16 protein-coding genes are annotated in these 15,553 nt (G+C 67.8%); 10 read left to right on the top strand and 6 right to left on the bottom strand.

Features of this window, described 5'->3' with window-relative positions; genetic code table 11:
• Window positions 1–38 precede the first annotated feature (38 nt).
• Together ABZ942_RS06005 and ABZ942_RS06000 are read right to left on the bottom strand one after the other, a co-directional pair.
• On the bottom strand, window positions 39–464 hold the full coding sequence (locus tag ABZ942_RS06005; RefSeq protein ID WP_357379601.1) for an HIT family protein: 426 nt from the start codon (window positions 462–464) through the stop codon (window positions 39–41).
• 10 nt (window positions 465–474) lie between these two features.
• On the bottom strand, window positions 475–852 hold the full coding sequence (locus ABZ942_RS06000; RefSeq protein ID WP_357379599.1) for a PH domain-containing protein: 378 nt from the start codon (window positions 850–852) through the stop codon (window positions 475–477).
• A 160-nt stretch (window positions 853–1,012) separates the two neighbouring features.
• Between ABZ942_RS06000 and purD the strand changes: the two genes are divergently transcribed.
• The gene (gene purD, locus ABZ942_RS05995; RefSeq protein ID WP_357379597.1) at window positions 1,013–2,326 is read left to right on the top strand and encodes a phosphoribosylamine--glycine ligase; all 1,314 of its coding nucleotides are present in this window, start codon (window positions 1,013–1,015) and stop codon (window positions 2,324–2,326) included.
• Between the two features lie 101 nt (window positions 2,327–2,427).
• Here purD and ABZ942_RS05990 read toward each other — a convergent pair whose 3' ends face one another.
• Window positions 2,428–3,417, bottom strand: a complete 990-nt coding sequence (locus ABZ942_RS05990; RefSeq protein ID WP_357379595.1) for a M23 family metallopeptidase — start codon at window positions 3,415–3,417, stop codon at window positions 2,428–2,430.
• Window positions 3,418–3,555: 138 nt separating this feature from the next.
• Between ABZ942_RS05990 and ABZ942_RS05985 the strand changes: the two genes are divergently transcribed.
• The 6 genes from ABZ942_RS05985 (at window position 3,556) to ABZ942_RS05960 (ending at window position 9,341) form a co-directional block, all read left to right on the top strand.
• Window positions 3,556–4,719 (top strand): pyridoxal phosphate-dependent aminotransferase, encoded by a 1,164-nt coding sequence (locus ABZ942_RS05985; RefSeq protein ID WP_357379593.1) that lies wholly within the window; start codon window positions 3,556–3,558, stop codon window positions 4,717–4,719.
• A gap of 128 nt (window positions 4,720–4,847) precedes the next feature.
• Entirely contained in the window at window positions 4,848–5,492 is a 645-nt protein-coding gene (locus ABZ942_RS05980) for a TetR family transcriptional regulator (protein ID WP_357379591.1), read from the top strand.
• Between the two features lie 160 nt (window positions 5,493–5,652).
• Window positions 5,653–7,074 (top strand): adenylosuccinate lyase, encoded by a 1,422-nt coding sequence (gene purB / locus ABZ942_RS05975; RefSeq protein ID WP_357379589.1) that lies wholly within the window; start codon window positions 5,653–5,655, stop codon window positions 7,072–7,074.
• A gap of 123 nt (window positions 7,075–7,197) precedes the next feature.
• Window positions 7,198–7,668 carry a hypothetical protein gene (locus tag ABZ942_RS05970; protein WP_357379587.1) on the top strand — a complete coding sequence of 157 codons (471 nt, stop codon included), beginning with the start codon at window positions 7,198–7,200 and terminating at the stop codon, window positions 7,666–7,668.
• Window positions 7,669–7,821: 153 nt separating this feature from the next.
• A complete protein-coding gene (locus ABZ942_RS05965) occupies window positions 7,822–8,253 on the top strand; it encodes an HIT family protein (RefSeq protein WP_357379585.1) in 432 nt (143 codons plus the stop codon).
• A gap of 128 nt (window positions 8,254–8,381) precedes the next feature.
• The gene (locus tag ABZ942_RS05960) at window positions 8,382–9,341 is read left to right on the top strand and encodes an alpha/beta hydrolase family protein (RefSeq protein ID WP_357379583.1); all 960 of its coding nucleotides are present in this window, start codon (window positions 8,382–8,384) and stop codon (window positions 9,339–9,341) included.
• 25 nt (window positions 9,342–9,366) lie between these two features.
• On the opposite strand, the gene ABZ942_RS05955 is transcribed toward ABZ942_RS05960, so the two are convergent.
• A complete protein-coding gene (locus tag ABZ942_RS05955; protein WP_357379581.1) occupies window positions 9,367–10,032 on the bottom strand; it encodes a response regulator transcription factor in 666 nt (221 codons plus the stop codon).
• Window positions 10,029–11,234, bottom strand: a complete 1,206-nt coding sequence (locus ABZ942_RS05950) for a histidine kinase (RefSeq protein ID WP_357379579.1) — start codon at window positions 11,232–11,234, stop codon at window positions 10,029–10,031. The genes ABZ942_RS05955 and ABZ942_RS05950 overlap by 4 nt, the downstream gene beginning before the upstream one ends.
• A gap of 167 nt (window positions 11,235–11,401) precedes the next feature.
• Here ABZ942_RS05950 and ABZ942_RS05945 point away from each other — a divergent pair, with 167 nt between their 5' ends.
• Window positions 11,402–11,635, top strand: a complete 234-nt coding sequence (locus tag ABZ942_RS05945) for a hypothetical protein (RefSeq protein ID WP_357379577.1) — start codon at window positions 11,402–11,404, stop codon at window positions 11,633–11,635.
• 112 nt (window positions 11,636–11,747) lie between these two features.
• Here the strand turns inward: ABZ942_RS05945 and ABZ942_RS05940 are convergent, their stop codons facing one another.
• A complete protein-coding gene (locus tag ABZ942_RS05940; RefSeq protein ID WP_357379575.1) occupies window positions 11,748–12,836 on the bottom strand; it encodes an alkene reductase in 1,089 nt (362 codons plus the stop codon).
• Window positions 12,837–12,882: 46 nt separating this feature from the next.
• Between ABZ942_RS05940 and ABZ942_RS05935 the strand changes: the two genes are divergently transcribed.
• Both ABZ942_RS05935 and ABZ942_RS05930 read left to right on the top strand, forming a co-directional pair.
• A complete protein-coding gene (locus ABZ942_RS05935; protein ID WP_357379573.1) occupies window positions 12,883–13,266 on the top strand; it encodes a MerR family transcriptional regulator in 384 nt (127 codons plus the stop codon).
• Window positions 13,267–13,355: 89 nt separating this feature from the next.
• On the top strand, window positions 13,356–15,530 hold the full coding sequence (locus tag ABZ942_RS05930; protein WP_357379571.1) for a S9 family peptidase: 2,175 nt from the start codon (window positions 13,356–13,358) through the stop codon (window positions 15,528–15,530).
• The last annotated feature ends 23 nt before the right edge of the window (window positions 15,531–15,553 follow it).

Here is a 15,553-nt window from a genome sequence, read left to right as displayed (position 1 = left end):
CGGTCTGACCACCCTTTTGCTTTGAGCTGGAACGACGTTCAGTCCGGGACGTTGGCGCCGTAGCCGAGGTCGCGCAGGGCCTGCTTGATCTTGGCTTGGGCCTCGTCCATCGACTCGGGAGTCGGGTCGGTGTCGGCGCCGGAGATGTCGAAGTCGCCCATGGTGAAGGCGGGGAAGACGTGCACGTGCAGGTGCGGGACCTCGAGGCCGGCGATGAGCAGACCGGCACGCGGTGCGTCCCAGGCGGCGCGCACGGCCTGGCCGATCTTCTGGGCGACGACGTTGAGGCGGGCGAAGGTGTCCGCGTCGATGTCCTGCCACTGATCGATTTCCTTGCGGGGCACCACCAGGGTGTGCCCGGGGGTGACCGGTGCGATGGTGAGGAAACCGACGAATTCGTCGTCCTCCCAAACGAATCGACCTGGTAGCTGACCGGCGATGATCGCGCTGAAGACAGAAGCCATGCCCCGCAGGCTACGCCGAGGTGAAATGCGACAGGATGCCCTGCACCTCGTAGATGTCGACCTGGCGGTTGAACCGTTTCTGCAACGGCTCGTGGCTGCCGGAGATCCAGATGCAGAGCTCGGCGTCCAGGTCGAAGGTGCCAGCGGTCTCCACCGAGAAGTGGGTGATCGCGCGGTAGAGGATGCTGTGATAGCTGACCTTGCGGCCGGTCACGCCCTGCTTGTCGACCAGGATGAGGCGCCGGTTGGTGAACAGGATGGCGTCGCGCACCAAAAGATATGCGGCGTAGATCTGTTCGCCGTCGCCCATCAGTTTCGCGTATTCCTGTTGCGCCCGGCCGGGATCGATCCGCCCGGCATTGCCCATCAGTCCGTCGATCAGACCCATCGTGTGCACATCCTTCGCGCGGTGTGGGTGGCATGGCCCGGCTGAGGTATGCCGGAACCATCCCTTTCCATCATCCATGTCGCGAGACCGATATCCGATGGTCGACTGCTGTTCATGAGTGAGCGCAGCGTGTCCTGGGCCTTCACCTAAGCTGTCTGCCGTGCGCGTACTCGTCATCGGTTCCGGAGCCCGTGAACATGCCCTCGTCCTTGCGTTGCGCCGCGACCCCGTGGTCAGCGCGATCGTCGCCGCGCCGGGCAACGCGGGCATCGCGCAGCACGCGACGACCAGGCCGGTCGATCCGTGCTCCGCGGAGGCGGTGGTCGCGCTGGCCACCGAGTCGGCCGCCGATCTGGTGGTGATCGGGCCCGAGGTGCCGCTGGTGCTCGGCGTCGCCGACGCCGTGCGGGCGGCCGGGTTCGCCTGTTTCGGACCGTCCGCCGCGGCCGCGCGGATCGAGGGCTCCAAGGCCTTCGCCAAGGACGTGATGGCGGCCGCCGGAGTGCGCACCGCGCACAGCGAGATCGTGGACACCCCGGCCGACCTCGATGCCGCGCTGAGCCGGTTCGGGCCGACCTGGGTGGTGAAGGACGACGGTCTCGCCGCGGGCAAGGGCGTGGTGGTCACCACCGACCGTTCCGCAGCCCGCGATCACGGCGCCGAACTGCTGGAGCAGGGACATCCGGTGCTGCTGGAGTCGTTCCTGGACGGGCCGGAGGTTTCGCTGTTCTGCCTGGTCGACGGCGAGACGGTGATGCCGCTGCTGCCCGCGCAGGATCACAAGCGGGTCGGCGATGGTGACACCGGACCGAACACCGGCGGCATGGGCGCGTACACGCCGCTGCCGTGGCTGTCCGACGAGGCGGTGACCGCGATCGTCGACGATGTGGTGAAACCCGTTGCGGCCGAATTGGTTCGCCGGGGCAGCGCGTTCTCCGGGCTGCTCTATGCCGGCCTCGCGATGGGTGTCGCCGGACCGGCGGTCGTCGAATTCAATTGCCGCTTCGGCGATCCCGAAACCCAGGCGGTGCTCGCCCTGCTGGAAAGCCCGCTGGCCGAGCTGCTCAACGCCACCGCCACCGGCACCCTCGCCCAGGTCGACCCGCCCCGCTGGCGCGACGGCGCCGCGATCACCGTGGTGCTCGCCGCCGAGAACTACCCGGGCCGCCCGCGCGTCGGCGACGTCATCACCGGCGCGGGCGACGGCGGGGCGGACGACTCCGCCGCGGTGCTGCACGCCGGAACCGCGCAGCGCGAGGACGGCGCATTGGTCTCCGCCGGCGGCCGCGTGCTCAATGTGGTCGGCGTCGGCGCCGACCTCGCCGAGGCGCGCGCACACGCCTACGCGCGCATCGCCTCGATCAAACTGCCGGGCAGCCACTACCGCACCGACATCGGCCTCGCGGCAGTAGAAGATCGCATCGCGGTGCTTACCCGCCTCTCCGCGAATTCAGGCCAGACTCAGGAGCCGTGACAGTGGCGTCGGCGGCCGACGGCGATGTTGTGGGTTGAATCAGCCCGTGCCCGGCGAGTTACCCATGTGCTCGCGAAATCAGTCGCTGCGCCGAGCTAGCCTTAGCCGATGGTCAGGCCGTGTAACGCCAACCACGGTTGTGGGTCGACGTGCTGCCCGCCGATGATGACCTCGAAGTGCAGGTGTGGGCCGGTGGAGTCGCCGCGGTTGCCGACGCGGGCGATCTGCATCCCGGCCGGGACGCGTTCGCCGCGGGAGACGAAGAAGTCGTACATGTGGCCGTACACGGTGATGGTGCCGTCGTCGTGCCGGATGCGCACCCACAGTCCGAAGCCCTCGGCCGGGCCCGCGTCGATGACGGTGCCATTGGCGACCGCGTAGATCAGGGTGCCGATCGGGGCCGCGATGTCGATGCCCGCGTGGAAAGTGCCCCAGCGGGAACCGAATCCGGAGGTGAAGGTGCCGTGCGCGGGCAGGAAGAAGCCGCCGATACCGGGCAGCGTCACGCCGGGCAGCGTCGTCGCACCGCCGCCGCCCATCCACGGCTGCCATTCGCCCGCCGCCGCGGCGGCGGCCTCGGCCTTGGCGCGTTCCAGGGTGGCTCGCGCGGCCGCCGCGACGACGGCTTGTTCGCGTAGGCGTTCACCGTTGTCGATGGCGTTCAGGTACCGGCGCACCGACGGCGGGGTGGACTGCACCTGCAGGGGATAGGCCACCGCGACGCGCTGCACGTGGTCCTGGTCCGGGGTGCGGTCGCTGATCGCCCCGGCGAAGGAGGCATCGCCCGCGGCGAAGACAGCGGTCACGGCGAGCCCGGCCAGCAGCACACGATGCTTGCGCAGTAGTGCGAGGATCTGGTCGCGATCGGGTCGTTTGTCCCACTTGTCGCGCAGCTCGGAGCGCCGCCGCCACAGTTCCCGCGGATCGGGCCGCCGTCGCAGGATCTCCTGAACGTTGCGCCGATCGAGCAGGGCCCGCAGGCCGCGTGCCGGTCGTTCCCGCAGCCGAGCCCGCCAGTCCGGCGGAATGATCCCGATGCCACCCACTCCGCGCACCCGGTCGAGCCCAGCTCGTCGAGCATTCTCGAACATCAAGCCGACCATAACCCTGGTAAGAGGGGAGCGCACGACCGGCGCTGGGTCGGGCGTGCCGAGCCGGAGGCTGCCGGGCACGACGAAAGACGACCGTCAGCGAGGTGTCGTCGCGCGACACCGTCTACCGTCACACGGGTGTCCAGAGAATCTCGCCGGTCGACCATTCCACCTTTCTACGTGATGGATGTCTGGAAAGCTGCGGCGCAACGGGCCAGGACGCACGCAGATGTGCTCGTGCTCGCCGCCGGACAACCGTCGACGCCCGCACCCGCGCCGGTGCTGCGCGCGACCAAGGCCGCGATCGAATCCGAATTGCTCGGCTACACCGAAACTTTCGGCATCCTGCCGTTGCGCGAGGCGATCGCCCAGCATCACACCGAGACCTACGGCTACGCCGTAGACCCGGACGACGTGGTGGTGACGACCGGATCGTCGGGCGCGTTCTCGCTGATCTTCCTGGCCGCCTTCGATCCCGGCGACACCGTGGTGGTGGCCCGTCCCGGCTATCCCGCCTACCGCAACACACTCACCGCGCTCGGCTGCCGGGTGGTGGAACTGGATTGTGGCGCCGAAACCAGGTTCCAGCCGACGGTCGCCATGCTGGACGCGCTGCCCGAACCACCGGCCGGACTGGTGGTCGCGAGCCCGGCCAACCCGACCGGCACCATGATCGCTCCAGCCGAACTCGCCGCGCTGGCCCGCTGGTGCGATGCGCACGGCACCCTGCTCATCTCCGACGAGATCTACCACGGCATCACCTACGACAGCTCCGACACCGGAACCTCCTCGTCCTGGGAGACCTCCCGCGAATCGGTGGTGATCGGCTCGGTGTCCAAGTACTTCTCGATGACCGGCTGGCGACTCGGTTGGATGTTGGCGCCCAGTGGGTTACGCCCCGCCCTGCAGCGGCTGGCCTCCAATCTGACCGTGTGCCCGCCCGCGATCTCGCAGTACGCGGCGCTGCACGCATTCGGTGCCGAGGCCAAGGCCGAACTCGACGGGCATGTGCGCCGCTATGCGATCAACCGCCAACTGCTGCTGGACGGACTGCCGAAAATCGGCATCACCGACCTGGCGCCGGCCGACGGCGCCTTCTACGCCTACGCGGATATCGGCCATCTCACCCACGATGCGCGCGCGTGGTGTGCGGACGTGCTGGACAACACCGGGGTCGCGCTCGCACCCGGCATCGACTTCGACACCGTGCACGGAAATCGGACAGTTCGCTTCTCCTTCGCGGGCGCCACCGCGGACATCGAGGCGGCGCTGGTTCGTCTAGGGCACTATCTGGGTGTTTGATCGTCGTGTCCGGCAACAACTTTCCGCAGTTCGGCACCGTGGCCGCGCGGATACGGTAGAACATCGATGGTTGCTTTTCCTCGCTGATTTCCCCTGGAAGAACTGATGACGACTGGCACGATGGCACGGTGATCACCGCGACGACCCCGAAAGGCGAACGGCGTCGCCAGGCTTTGGTAGCCGCCGCCGCCGAGTTGTTGCTCGAAGGCGGGTTCGAGGCGGTGCGGCATCGGTCGGTGGCGACCCGTGCTGATCTGCCGCTGGCGTCGACCACCTACTACTTCGAATCGCTGGAAGACTTGATCGCGCGCGCGGTCGAATTCAGCGGCAATGTGGAGCTCGACGCGATGCGCCGCCGAGTCGGCGAGGTGAGCCACCGCCGCCGCGGCGCCGAGGCGACCGTCGATCTGGTGCTCGATCTGCTGGTCGGCGTCGACGGGCACTGGCACGACGAGGGTGCGCGCGGGCAATTGATCGCGCGCTATGAGCGGTCGGTGGCCTCCGCGCGGCACCCCGAGTTACGCGAGGTGCAGCTACGCCTGCGGGCTCAGCTCGACGAGTTGCTCGCCGATGTGCTGCGCCGCTCCGACCGACTGGTGCGGCCCGAGCAACTGCGCAGGTTGGTTGCGGTGGTGGACGGTGCGGTGGTCGCGGCACTGACCGAAATGGAGCCGGAACCGCGCAGAATGGCCCGCGGTGCGCTGCTCGAGGTGATCGACATCGTCGCACCGGCGACGCCCCAGCAGGTGGACCGTTTCCGCGCACTAGACTGACCAGTCGTGAGCGAGCGCAGCGAGGGAACCCTAGACACAGTGCCCAGGGGCACGACGGAGCCGAGTGTCAGCGAGGCGCAGTCGTGAGCGAGCGCAGCGAGGGAACCCTAGACACAGTGCCCAGGGGCACGACGGAGCCGAGCGTCAGCGAGGCGCAGTCGTGAGCCTCGTTCCGAACGTCCTTGCCACCCGTTACGCCAGTCCTGAACTGGTGCGGCTGTGGTCGCCCGAGAACAAAATCGTGCTCGAGCGGCGACTCTGGCTGGAGGTGCTGCGAGCCCAGTCGGAACTCGGAATCGAGCTGCCCGCAGGCGTTCTCGACGACTACGAGCGGGTGATCGATCAGGTCGATCTCGCCTCCATCGCCGAGCGGGAGCGGGTCACCCGGCACGACGTGAAGGCGCGCATCGAGGAGTTCAACGCACTCGCCGGGCACGAGCACGTGCACAAGGGCATGACCAGCCGCGACCTCACCGAGAACGTGGAGCAGCTGCAGATCCGGCTCTCGCTCGAGCACGTGCACGCACACGGCATCGCGATCGCGGCCCGGCTCACCGAGCGGGCCGCCGAGTATCAGACGCTGGTGATGGCGGGCCGCTCGCACAATGTCGCGGCGCAGGCCACCACCCTCGGCAAGCGGTTCGCCTCGGCCGCCGACGAGCTGCTCATCGCACTGACCAGGGTGCGTGAACTGATCGACCGGTACCCGTTGCGCGGCATCAAGGGCCCGATGGGCACCGCCCAGGACATGCTCGACCTGCTCGGCGGCGATCCGGCCAAGCTGTCCACGCTGGAGCAGCAGGTGGCCAGGCATCTCGGCTTCGCGACCGTGCTCACCAGCGTCGGGCAGGTGTATCCGCGCTCGCTCGACCACGACGTGCTCTCCGCGCTGGTCCAGGTGGGTGCCGGCCCGTCGTCGTTCGCGCACACCATCCGGCTGATGGCCGGAAACGAGCTGGTCACCGAGGGCTTCCAGCCCGGCCAGGTGGGCAGCTCGGCGATGCCGCACAAGATGAACACCCGCTCGTGCGAGCGCGTCAACGGCCTGCAGGTGGTATTGCGCGGCTACGCCTCGATGGCCGCCGAACTCGCTGGCGCGCAATGGAATGAAGGCGACGTCTTCTGCTCGGTGGTGCGCCGGGTCGCGCTGCCGGACGCCTTCTTCGCCATCGACGGCATGATGGAAACCTTCCTCACCGTGCTCGCCGAATTCGGCGCCTACCCCGCCGTCATCGCCCGCGAACTGGACCGCTACCTCCCGTTCCTCGCCACCACCCGCATTCTGATGGCCGCCGTGCGCGCCGGCGTCGGCCGCGAAACCGCGCACGAGGTCATCAAGGAACACGCGGTCGCGGCAGCCCTCGCGATGCGCGAACAGGGCCGCGAACCCGACCTGCTCGACCGCCTCGCGGCCGACCCCCGCCTCCCGCTGGACCGCGCCGCCCTCGACGCCGCCCTGGCCGACAAGTCCGCCTTCATCGGCGCCGCCGAAGCCCAGGTAGCCGACGTCATCGCCGCCGTCCAAAAACTGGTCGACCAAAACCCCACCGCCGCCAACTACACCCCCTCCCCAATCCTGTAGCGCCAGCGGACGTTTCGCTGCGAATTCGCTAGCCGGTGTCATAGCGAGTCGGTATTGTCCGACGGTGCCCTTTCATGCGTTCGTGGACGAGTCATTCGACGAGATCGCTACATCTTGTGCGCCGTGCTGATTCCGGTGGCGGAACTTGCCGCTGCTCGGGCGTTAGCCCGGAGTTTCTGCCTTCCTGGGCATCGTCGATGGCACTTCTGGCATGAGTCCGTGCAGCGGCAGCGAAAGATTCTCGCCGCGCTGCGTCGTCTGCAAGGCATGCAGCTCGGAGTCTTCGAGGGACGCGGGCGTGAGGTGGTGGTACGGCATGAGTGCTTGACGGCGCTGGTTACCGATTTGCTCGAGCTCAGGGCCGGTCGCCTCGTCATCGAATCGCGCGAAAGCCAGGACGGCAGGGATCGCAGCACGATCGCGGGCGTTCTGACAAAGATGTCGGGAGACTTGCCCTATGTCCACCTACCGCCACACAACGAGCCCGCTCTGTGGTGGCCTGACGCGGTTGCCTGGTCATTTGGTGCCGGAGGGACATGGCGGCTGTCGGTGACGCCGTTCGTTCACGCAATCACCGACGTGGGAGCCTGCTAAAAGCGCGAAACCCGACTGCTGGACGTCCATCCAGGAGCCGGGTTCACTCCTTCCAGCTAGTGCCGGGAGCTGCTGTCAGTATGAGGCTGGCGAGTTGGTGGGGGTAGCGAATTTATCGCTGGCGGGGGACGTCGTGCGCGTTAGGGTTTCGGCGTGAATCCGTACACGGTTTTTGAGGAGATCATTGCTGGGCGGGCGGCGGCCAGTCGGGTGTATGAGGACGCGGATGTGTTGGCGTTCATGGATATTCGGCCGATGACGCCGGGGCATGTGCTGGTGGTGCCGAAGGTGGTTGCGCGCAGTCTTGCCGAGTTGGATCCGGTGGTCGGGGGGAAGTTGTTTCAGGTGGGACAGCGGGTGGCGGCGGCGTTGCGGGCGAGTGAGGTGGGGTGTGATGGGGTGAATTTCTTTCTCGCCGATGGGGTAACGGCGGGGCAGGAGGTGTTCCATGTGCATCTGCATGTGATTCCGCGGACGCCGGGGGATGGGTTCGGGTTGCGCGGGCGGCCGACGAGTCCGCCGCGGGCCGACCTGGATTATCTGGCCGGGTCTATTCGAGGGGCGCTCGGTCGTTCGATCTCGTGAGTTCGGCGGGAAGTGTATGCCGTATCGGCTGATTTGCTGACTGAACGCCGAGAGCTAGATCACTTCCGCAACAACCCGCGGTGAGTTACCTTTAAAAGCCGTTGTGATGCGGCGATGGAGGTGTGACCGTGCGTCGAACACCAGTTGCTGTAGCAGTGCTGACCGTCGCGCTCGGCTTGCTCGGGCCCGCGGTCATCGGACCTGCGCCGGCCTCGGCCGCGCAGGTCGAGCGGATCGACAACCTGAGCCCGACGCGCACCGCGATGTTCATCGATTCACCCGCGATGGGGGGCACGATCCAGGTTCAGGTGCTGCATCCGGCGGGCGGCGGCCCGCGACCCGTGTACTACCTGCTGGACGGCCTCGATCCCGGCACCAGCCAGAGCACCTGGACCAACGCCACCGATGCGGAACGGTTCTTCGCGGGCTCGAACGTCAACGTCGTGCTCCCGGTCGGCGGCGAGGCCAGCTACTACACCGACTGGCAGCAGGACGATCCGCAACTCGGCCACTACCAGTGGGAGACATTCCTGACCGAGGAACTGCCACCGCTGATCAACGCTCGATTCAACGGCAACGGCGTCAACGCGATCGGCGGACTCTCGATGGGCGGCAACGCGGCCTTCATCCTGGCCGCCCGCAACCCGTGGCTGTACCGCGCCGTCGCGGGCTACAGCGCCTGCCCCGACACCGGCTTGGCGATGGGCGCGGTGATGTTCTCCATCGCCAACCGCGGTGGCAACCCGCTCAATATGTGGGGCCCTCCAGGCAGTCCGGCCTGGGCCGAGCACGATCCGGCGCAGCTGGCAGAACGCCTGCGCGGCAAGACAATCTATCTGTCCAGCGGCACCGGCATCCCCGGCCCGCACGAGACGGAGATCAAACCCCAACTTGCCGAGAACATTTTCCTCGGCGGCCCGGTCGAGGTCGGCGTCAACGCGTGCGTGGTCGCGTTCGAACAGCGGCTGCGCGGGCTCGGTATTCCCGCCCGAGTCGACTACAGCGCCACTGGAACTCACTCCTGGTCCTACTGGCAGGACATGCTGCACGCATCGTGGTCGACCATCGCGCCGTCCATCGGAGCCTGAATTCCGCACGGGCACAGCGGAGTCCCTAGTCGCGTCCCGCGTTGAGCACGACAATCGCGATCTGGACCCGGTTTTCGGCATCGAGTTTGCTGAGCAGCCTGCTGGTATACGACTTCACCGTCGCGATACTCAGGTGCATTTCCTTGGCGATATCGGAATTGGACAGACCACGGCCGATCGCCTCGGCGACATCGCGTTCGCGCTTGGTCAGCGTGGTGAGGGCGGTGCGGGCGCGCTCGCGTGCCGCGAGGTCGGCGCTCGGCCCGGCCGTGGCGACCGAGATCAGTTGCGCGGTAACGCTGGGCGAGAGCATCGGCCGACCCGCCGCCACCTGCTTGACCGCGGCGACGATATCGGCGGGCGGTGTGTCCTTGAGCAGGAAGCCGTGTGCGCCGATCCGCAGTGCCTGCAACACCATGTCGTCGGCGTCGAACGTGGTCAGCACCAGCACCCGGGGCGGATCGGCCCGGCTCAGCAGGTCGCGGGTGGCGTCGAGCCCGTCCCGTACCGGCATCCGGATATCCATCAGCACGATGTCGGGAGATTGCGCGCGGACCACCGCGAGCGCCTGTTCGCCGTCGGCTGCCTCGCCGACCAGTTCCAGCTCCGGATCGCCGCCGAGGATCATCGTCAGTGCCGAGCGAGCCAATGGCTCGTCGTCGACGACGACCACGCGGATGCGTACGTTCATCTGTCGCTCGTCGCGACAACGGCGGGCCACGGCAGCACGGCCCGCAGCCGGAAGCCGCCGGTCGGTTCGGGGCCGTAATCCAGTGTGCCGCCGACCAGTTCGGCACGCTCGGTGAGACCGAGCAGGCCGTAGCCGGAGGACGGCAGTGCAAAGCCGGGCCGGCGCGGCGCGGAGTTGCCGACGTCGACGATCAGATCCTGGCCCGGCCCGCCGTCGATGCGCACCCGGACCGCGGCGCCGGGAGAATGCTTGCGCGCGTTGGTCAGTCCCTCCTGGGCGATGCGATACGCCGTGCGCGCGCTGGTCGCCGGGAGGTCGGCCGTCGTGGCGTCGGTGATCGACACGTCCATGCCCGCCGAGCGCGCCTCGTCGACCAGGCGCGCGAGGTCGGCGAGGGTCGGTTGCGGCGGTTCCGGGGTGTCGGTGAGCGCGTCGTCGCCGGTGCGTAAGACACCGAGCACCTCACGCAATTCCTGCAACGCGAGATGCGCGTTCTCAGCAATGGTTTTCGCGGTCGCGGCGGTCTGCTCCCTGGTCAGATCGGTGCGGAAACCGAGCGCACCGGCATGCATCGCCACCACCGAAATCCGATGCGCCAGCACGTCATGCATCTCCCGGGCGATGCGATTGCGTTCCAGCAGCCGCGCCTCGGCCGCCCGCGCGTGCTGCTCCCGCTCGGCCGTCTCGGCGCGAGAGCGCAACGACCACACCAGATCTCGCCGCGCCCCGACCGCGAAGCCGATCGCGACAATGGTGGCGATAGCCGCCGTGATCACCGCCGGTCCGACCCAATACGGCTCCAGGTCGGCTTCGGTCGGGTAGATCACGCTGTCGGTGAGTAGGCCGGTCCCGATGCTGACGACCGCCAGCGCGATGGTCTCGGGATAGCGCCGCCGGGTGGCCAGCGAACACAGCACCAGGGCCGCCGCGCCGTTGGCGGTGACCGACGCGGTGGACATCACCGTCACGATCGCCGCGATGGCCACCGGATACCGGCGCCGCAGCAGCGTCAGCAGCATGCATGCCACACCGAGCAGTGGATCGCCGATCTGGAACCAGGTGAGCAGCGCCCCGTCGATCGGCGCCATCTGGTCCTTGGTGGTCGACCAGGCCAGGAGGCCGATGCCCGCGACCGCTGCGAGTCGCCAGGCGTGTGACCACGGCCCAAGCGGTGGCGCCGACGACAGGGGAGCGGGGGACATGACGCGACTGTAGGTGGCGCGCGTTCGCTCGCGCATCGGTCTCCAGGGCGAATTCGGGTCGACCAAAGGATGAACCCGCCGTCGACCGATGGCCGATGTGCGATGACCTGCCTCGGGGCAATTATGAGTGACGGCGCGGCCAGTCAACGCAGGAAACGGAGTATGTGATGGGGAAGAACGTGTGGGTCGGATTGCAGATCGTCGGCATGGTCTTGCTGGTCGCGTCGGCCCAGGCCGTCATCCGCCTGGTCATCGATCACCGCAAATCCCAGGTGTGGGGCCTGCTCGACTGGGTGCCCGGCGGCTGGGGCGGGCAACTCGTTGTGCTCGTCGTGCTCGCCACGGGCGGCGGGATCCTCGCCGAACGCGCGAACAACAGGGTGAAGTTGCTCGAAGCCTGAGGTTCTGCTGCCCAGCTCCGGGAAAACCCTGACACCGCTGCCGAACCTTCCTGCCGTGCACACAGCTGCGGGCAATTTCTTTGCACAGCAGGATGATTCGCCCGCGTCGGAATCAGTGGGCCGATACTTCGGCGGGTTGCCAGTGCGGGTAGTCGCTGTAGCCCGCGGCGGTGCGGCCGTAGAGCAGGTGCTCGCGGATCGGGGCGAGCGGCAGGTCGTGGGTGATGCGATGGACGAGGTCGGGGTTCGAGATGAAGTGGCGACCGAACGACACCAGGTCGGCCAGGCCCGCGCGCAGCACCTCCTCGGCGGCCTCGGCCGTTGTCGGCGCGCGGTTTTCGCCGACATTGGCGATGAGGGTGCCGCGCCAGCGTGGCCGCAGGTCGGCCAGCGCCCGGTAGTTGTCGTTGTCGGTGAGGTGCAGGTATGCCAGGTCTCGGCGGTCGAGTTCGGTGACCAGCGTGCGGTAGAGCGGGGCCGGATCGGCTTCGACCATGTTGAACTGCGGGTTGCCGGGGGACAGGCGGATTCCGGTGCGGTGCGCGCCGATCTCGGCGGCCACGGAATCGACGACGGCCAGTGGCAGGCGCATCCGATTCTCGATCGACCCGCCGAATTCGTCGGTGCGCAGGTTGGTGTTGTCCGCCAGGAACTGATGCACGAAATAGCTGTTGGCGCCGTGGATTTCGACACCGTCGAAGCCGGCGGCGATGGCGTTGCGGGCCGCGATGGCATGCTGCTCGACCGCTGCCTCGATATCGGTGCGGCTGAGCACGGCCGGTGTGATCGGCTCACCCTTGCCGCCGTCGATCAGGTGCACCCGATCCTCGTCCAGCACTGCGGACGGACCGGCGGGCCAGGAGCCGTCGATCCGGGCGAGCGGGTGGCCTTTGCGTCCGCCGTGCATGAGCTGCGCGAAGATTCGGCCGCCGTTCGCATGGACGGCCGCGGTGACCCGTCGCCACGCCTCGACGTGGCGTTCGGTTTGCAGCCCGGGCACCCAGGCCTCGCTCTGCCCGGTCGAATGCGGCCAGATGCCCTCGGTCACGATGAGCCCGGCCGCCGCGCGCTGGGCGTAGTAGTCGGCGACATCGCTGGTCGGCGAGCCGTCGGGCAGCGAACGCAGCCGGGTCATCGGCGACATGACGATCCGATTGGGCAGTGCCCGTGCGGGATTGCGGTATTCGGTCAGTAGCAGCATTCCTGTACCGTAAAACCTGACATCAATGTCAGGTCAAGGAGCGATTGTGCGCATCGGTGAACTGGCCGAGCGGACCGGCGTCAGCGTCCGGTCGCTGCGGTATTACGAGACCAAGGGACTGCTCGCGTCGGAGCGAACCTCCGGCGGGCAGCGCGAGTACCCGGCGGCGGCCGTCGACCGGGTCCGGCGCATCCAGGAGATGTTCGCCGCCGGCCTGCACAGCGACACCGTCGGGGAACTACTGCCCTGCATCCACGACGTGGACGGCAGCCCGACCGCGGCCGCCACTCCGTTCCTGGTGCAGAAGCTCACCGGGGAGCGGGAGCGGATCGAACAGGCCATGCGCGACCTGGACCGCACCCGCGAGGTACTCGACAGTGTCATCGAGGCCGCCTCGGGCTCCAAGCCGCGTGCCGAGGGACAGGGATAGATCAGCAATTCCGCAGTGCGACAGCTCGAGCAGCGCGGTTGCCGGGTCCTGGCGGGACGGGCGGGGTCCGCGCCGCTACGGTGGAACCCATGGCTCTCGACAGCGGTACCGGAACGATCTCAGACCTCGACGGGGTGACGGCACCGATCGCCAAGACGGTGCCCACCGAACGCGTGCATCACGGCGACGTGTTCGTCGACGAGTACGAGTGGCTGCGGGACAAGGAGAACCCCGAGGTCATCTCGCACCTCGAGGCGGAGAACGCGTACACCGAGGCACAGACCGCGCATCTGGCCGAGCTGCGCGACTCGATCTTCGACGAGATCAAGGGCCGCACCCAGGAGACGGACCTGTCCGTGCCCACCAGGATGGGCGAGTACTGGTATTACTCGCGCAGCTTCGAGGGCAAGCAGTACGGCGTGCACTGCCGGTGTCCGATCGCGGCCGACGCCGAGGGCATCGATGCCTGGACCCCGCCGCAACTGGAGGCGGGCACCGAGGTGCCCGGCGAACAGATCCTGCTGGACAGCAACGTGGTCGCCGAGGGACACGACTTCTTCGCGCTGGGCGCGTTCTCGCTCAGCCATGACGGCAACCTGCTCGCCTACTCCGTGGACACCGTCGGTGACGAGCGGTACGTGCTGCGCTTCAAGGATCTGCGCACCGGGGAGATGCTGTCCGACGCGATCGCCGAGACGGCGCCGGGCGCGACCTGGTCGCTGGACGGCACGCACGTCTTCTATCAAACGGTCGACGAGTCCTGGCGGCCCGACACCGTGTGGCGGCACCGCCTCGGCGCCCCGACCGCCACCGATGTGAAGGTGTTCCACGAGCCCGACGAGCGCTACTGGGTGAGCATCACCTCGACCCGCTCGGAGAAGTACCTGATGATCTGGGTCGGCTCCAAGATCACCACCGAGGGCTGGGTGCTCGAATCCGACGATCCCGAGGGCGAATTCCGGGTCATCCTGCCGCGCCGCGAGGGCGTCGAGTACTCCGCCGAGCACGCGGTGGTCGGCGGCGAGGACCGATTCCTGATCCTGCACAACGACGTGGTCGACGGCGTGAAGGCGGAGAACTTCGTGCTCGCCGACGCACCGGTCGCCGATCCGTCGGACCTGACGCTGCTGATCGAGCACCGCGACGACGTGCGGCTCGAGGACGTCGACGCCTATGCCGATCACCTGGTGCTGAGCTACCGGCGCGAGGCGCTGACCCGGGTCGCGGTCTGGCCGCTGACCGACAGCGGGTACGGCGAGCGGCGCGAGCTCGACTTCGATCTGGAACTCTTCGCCGTCGGCGCGGGCGCGAACCCGGAGTGGGCGCAGCCGACCCTGCGCATCGGGCTGACCTCGTTCATCACGCCGGTGCAGGTGTTCGACTACGTGCCAGCCACCGGCGATCTGCTGCTGCGCAAGGAACAGCCGGTGCTCGGCGGCTACGACGCGAACGATTATGAGCAGCACCGGGATTGGGCGATCGCCGAGGACGGCACCCGGATCCCGATCTCGCTGGTGTGGAAGAAGGGGCTCGCGGTGGATTCGCCGAAGCCCCTACTGCTCTACGGATACGGCTCCTACGAGGCGAGCATGGATCCGTCCTTCTCGGTTTCGCGGCTGTCGCTGCTGGATCGCGGCATGGTGTTCGCGGTCGCGCACGTGCGTGGCGGCGGCGAGATGGGCCGGCTCTGGTACGAGAACGGCAAGACGCTCACCAAGAAGAACACCTTCACCGACTTCGTTTCGTGCGCAAGGCATTTGATCGATACCGGCAAGACCGCGGCGGACCGGATGATCGCCGACGGTGGCAGCGCGGGTGGCCTGCTGATGGGTGCGGTGGCGAACCTGGCGCCGGAGCTGTTCGCGGGCATCCTGGCGAATGTTCCGTTCGTCGATCCGCTCACCTCGATCCTGGATCCGTCGCTGCCGCTGACCGTCATCGAATGGGACGAGTGGGGTAACCCATTGGCGGACAAGGACGTCTACGACTACATGAAGTCCTACGCCCCGTACGAGAACATCGAGGCCAAGGACTACCCGGCCATTCTGGCCATCACCAGCCTCAACGACACCCGGGTGCTCTACGTCGAACCCGCCAAGTGGGTCGCGAAACTCCGCGCCACCAAGACCGGCGACGCGCAACTGCTGCTGAAGACCGAGATGAGCGCGGGCCACGGCGGTGTCAGCGGCCGATACGAGAAGTGGAAGGAAGTCGCCTTCGAGTACGCCTGGGTGCTGGACCGGGTCGGTCTGGCCGACGCGTAGTCCCTGGCGTGCGACCGGCCCGC

The organism is Nocardia sp. NPDC046473, from assembly GCF_040645995.1.
Classification (GTDB): domain Bacteria; phylum Actinomycetota; class Actinomycetes; order Mycobacteriales; family Mycobacteriaceae; genus Nocardia.
Note: the sequence above shows the minus strand (reverse complement) of the source record. Positions and strands in the feature narration are given on the sequence as shown.

Bases quoted from the DNA above. Each gene is read 5' to 3' on its own strand.
- ABZ942_RS06005 (WP_357379601.1), bottom strand. From the start codon at position 464: ATGGCTTCTGTCTTCAGCGCGATCATCGCCGGTCAGCTACCAGGTCGA.
- ABZ942_RS06000 (WP_357379599.1), bottom strand. From the start codon at position 852: ATGGGTCTGATCGACGGACTGATGGGCAATGCCGGGCGGATCGATCCC.
- ABZ942_RS05990 (WP_357379595.1), bottom strand. From the start codon at position 3,417: ATGTTCGAGAATGCTCGACGAGCTGGGCTCGACCGGGTGCGCGGAGTG.
- ABZ942_RS05955 (WP_357379581.1), bottom strand. From the start codon at position 10,032: ATGAACGTACGCATCCGCGTGGTCGTCGTCGACGACGAGCCATTGGCT.
- ABZ942_RS05950 (WP_357379579.1), bottom strand. From the start codon at position 11,234: ATGTCCCCCGCTCCCCTGTCGTCGGCGCCACCGCTTGGGCCGTGGTCA.
- ABZ942_RS05945 (WP_357379577.1), top strand. From the start codon at position 11,402: ATGGGGAAGAACGTGTGGGTCGGATTGCAGATCGTCGGCATGGTCTTG.
- ABZ942_RS05940 (WP_357379575.1), bottom strand. From the start codon at position 12,836: ATGCTGCTACTGACCGAATACCGCAATCCCGCACGGGCACTGCCCAAT.
- ABZ942_RS05930 (WP_357379571.1), top strand. From the start codon at position 13,356: ATGGCTCTCGACAGCGGTACCGGAACGATCTCAGACCTCGACGGGGTG.